General features: G+C 52.7%; 2 tRNA genes and 2 rRNA genes (1 of these 4 running past the window's edge). All 4 read right to left on the reverse strand.

Annotated elements, in window-relative coordinates:
- A 23S ribosomal RNA gene (locus tag FOT42_RS17770) occupies nt 1-616 on the reverse strand (it extends 2201 nt beyond the left edge of the window).
- 176 nt (nt 617-792) lie between these two features.
- Nucleotides 793-869: transfer RNA gene (locus tag FOT42_RS17775), tRNA-Ala, on the reverse strand.
- 153 nt (nt 870-1022) lie between these two features.
- A tRNA-Ile gene (locus FOT42_RS17780) sits at nt 1023-1096 on the reverse strand.
- Between the two features lie 113 nt (nt 1097-1209).
- A 16S ribosomal RNA gene (locus FOT42_RS17785) occupies nt 1210-2727 on the reverse strand.
- Together the 16S and 23S rRNA genes with 2 tRNA genes alongside form the textbook arrangement of a ribosomal RNA operon.
- Nucleotides 2728-2859: the final 132 nt, after the last annotated feature.

Consider the following 2859-nt stretch of genomic DNA (forward strand, 5'->3'; position numbering starts at 1 on the left):
AAGTAACTCGTAGGCTCATTATGCAAAAGGCACGCCGTCACGGACGAATCCGCTCCGACCGCTTGTAGGCGTATGGTTTCAGGGTCTTTTTCACTCCCTTGTTCAGGGTTCTTTTCACCTTTCCCTCACGGTACTGGTCCACTATCGGTCTCTCAGGAGTATTTAGTCTTGGCGGATGGTCCCGCCGGATTCACACAGGGTTTCACGTGCCCCGCGCTACTCAGGATACCACTATCTTTAACGCTCCTTGCCCGTACGGGACTGTCACCCATATCGTGCAGCTTTCCAACTGCTTCCGGTTCGTCACGCAAAGAACATCGTGGTCCTACAACCCCAACATTGCCGAAACAACATTGGTTTGGACTAATCCGATTTCGCTCGCCACTACTCTCGGAATCACTTTTGTTTTCTCTTCCTCCGCCTACTTAGATGTTTCAGTTCAGCGGGTTCGCCCACCTTGCGGTGTGACAGGCCTTCAACCTGCCGGGTTGCCCCATTCGGACACCCACGGATCAATGCTCATGTGCAGCTCCCCGTGGATTTTCGCAGCTTATCGCGTCCTTCGTCGCCTCTGAGAGCCCAGGCATCCCCCATACGCCCTTCTTTTGCTTGTCGCACCTGTACCAAAGTACGGATGCCCTCTCGTAATCCTTATATATTCTATTCTACTTCGTGTTTCTTCTTTTGACTTCGCCATGATGACCTAGATCATCACGCTCCGTCCCAATATGTCAATGAACTTTCTGGCGGGCCGCCACCGGCAATGGAAATTACCGTGGACGACTCTTGCCGTGGTGGAGAATAAGGGAGTCGAACCCTTGACCTCCTGCGTGCAAGGCAGGCGCTCTAGCCAGCTGAGCTAATTCCCCATTATCAGTGGTCAGTTAACAGTTATCAGTTAACAGTACTACATAACGGTAACCCAACACCTAGAATTTCCTATTCAATACCTTTTTAAAGAACTTTTATAGACCTTGGGCCCAAAGACCCAAAACTTATAATTTGCGGCTTTGCCGCATCCGTAGTCTCAGGCAGACTCGAACTGCCGACCTCTACATTATCAGTGTAGCGCTCTAACCAGCTGAGCTATGAGACTGCATCGGCCCTAAAAAGGGCAGTATACCAAAAAAACATATCACAAGACAGCGCAAGGGAAAAAACCATCCCGATGCGGGACCGGAACAAGGTTCCGGGCGTCCTTTTCTCTAGAAAGGAGGTGTTCCAGCCGCACCTTCCGGTACGGCTACCTTGTTACGACTTAGCCCTAGTTACCGATTTTGCCCTAGGCCGCTCCTTGCGGTGACGGACTTCAGGCACTCCCGGCTTCCATGGCTTGACGGGCGGTGTGTACAAGGCCCGGGAACGTATTCACCGGATCATGGCTGATATCCGATTACTAGCGATTCCAGCTTCACGGGGTCGAGTTGCAGACCCCGATCCGAACTGTGACCGGTTTTGTAGATCCGCGCCCCCTTGCGGGGTGGCTTCCCTCTGTACCGGCCATTGTAGCACGTGTGTGGCCCAGGACGTAAGGGCCGTGATGATTTGACGTCGTCCCCACCTTCCTCACGGTTTGCACCGGCAGTCCCGTTAGAGTCCCCGACTTGACTCGCTGGCAACTAACGGTAGGGGTTGCGCTCGTTATAGGACTTAACCTGACACCTCACGGCACGAGCTGACGACAACCATGCAGCACCTTGCAGGCGGTCCGAAGAAAGGGATGTCTCCACCCCATGCAGCCTGCATTTAAGCCCTGGTAAGGTTCCTCGCGTATCATCGAATTAAACCACATGCTCCACCGCTTGTGCGGGCCCCCGTCAATTCCTTTGAGTTTCAACCTTGCGGTCGTACTCCCCAGGTGGGATACTTATCACTTTCGCTTGGCCACGGAGACCGAAGTCCCCACAGCTAGTATCCATCGTTTACGGCGTGGACTACCGGGGTATCTAATCCCGTTCGCTACCCACGCTTTCGTCCATCAGCGTCAGTACATGGTTGGTCACCTGCCTTCGCGATCGGTGTTCTATGTGATATCTATGCATTTCACCGCTACACCACATGTTCCGGCAACCCCACCATGACTCAAGACCTGCAGTATCAAAGGCAATTCTATGGTTGAGCCACAGACTTTCACCCCTGACTTACAGGCCCGCCTACGGACCCTTTAAACCCAATGATTCCGGATAACGCTCGGACCCTCCGTATTACCGCGGCTGCTGGCACGGAGTTAGCCGGTCCTTATTCTTACGGTACCGTCAGCCACCTACACGTAGGTGGGTTTCTTCCCGTATAAAAGCAGTTTACAACCCATAGGGCCGTCATCCTGCACGCGGCATGGCTGGATCAGTCTTCCGACCATTGTCCAATATTCCTCACTGCTGCCTCCCGTAGGAGTCTGGTCCGTGTCTCAGTACCAGTGTGGGGGATCCCCCTCTCAGGGCCCCTAACCATCGTTGCCATGGTGGGCCGTTACCCCACCATCAAGCTAATGGTACGCATGGCCATCCCTGTCCGATAAATCTTTAATCCACTTATCATGCGATATGTGGATACCATGGGGCATTAATCCAAGTTTCCCTGGGCTATTCCCCTGACAGGGGCAGGTTCCATACGCGTTCCGCACCCGTGCGCCGGTCTCAAGGAAGCAAGCTCCCTCTACCCCTCGACTTGCATGTGTTAGGCCTGCCGCTAGCGTTCATCCTGAGCCAGGATCAAACTCTTCATTGTCTATCGTTAAATATCTATAGGGACATTCCACGGACAATTCCGGTCCTTGACATCAAAATGGTTTCAATTCTCTTTACGCTGTCTATTGCAATATGTATATGAACTTCTTTCTCTTTTTTCCCGAAAAAAAAA

Source organism: Flagellimonas hadalis, from assembly GCF_007785775.2.
Lineage (GTDB): Bacteria > Bacteroidota > Bacteroidia > Flavobacteriales > Flavobacteriaceae > Flagellimonas > Flagellimonas hadalis.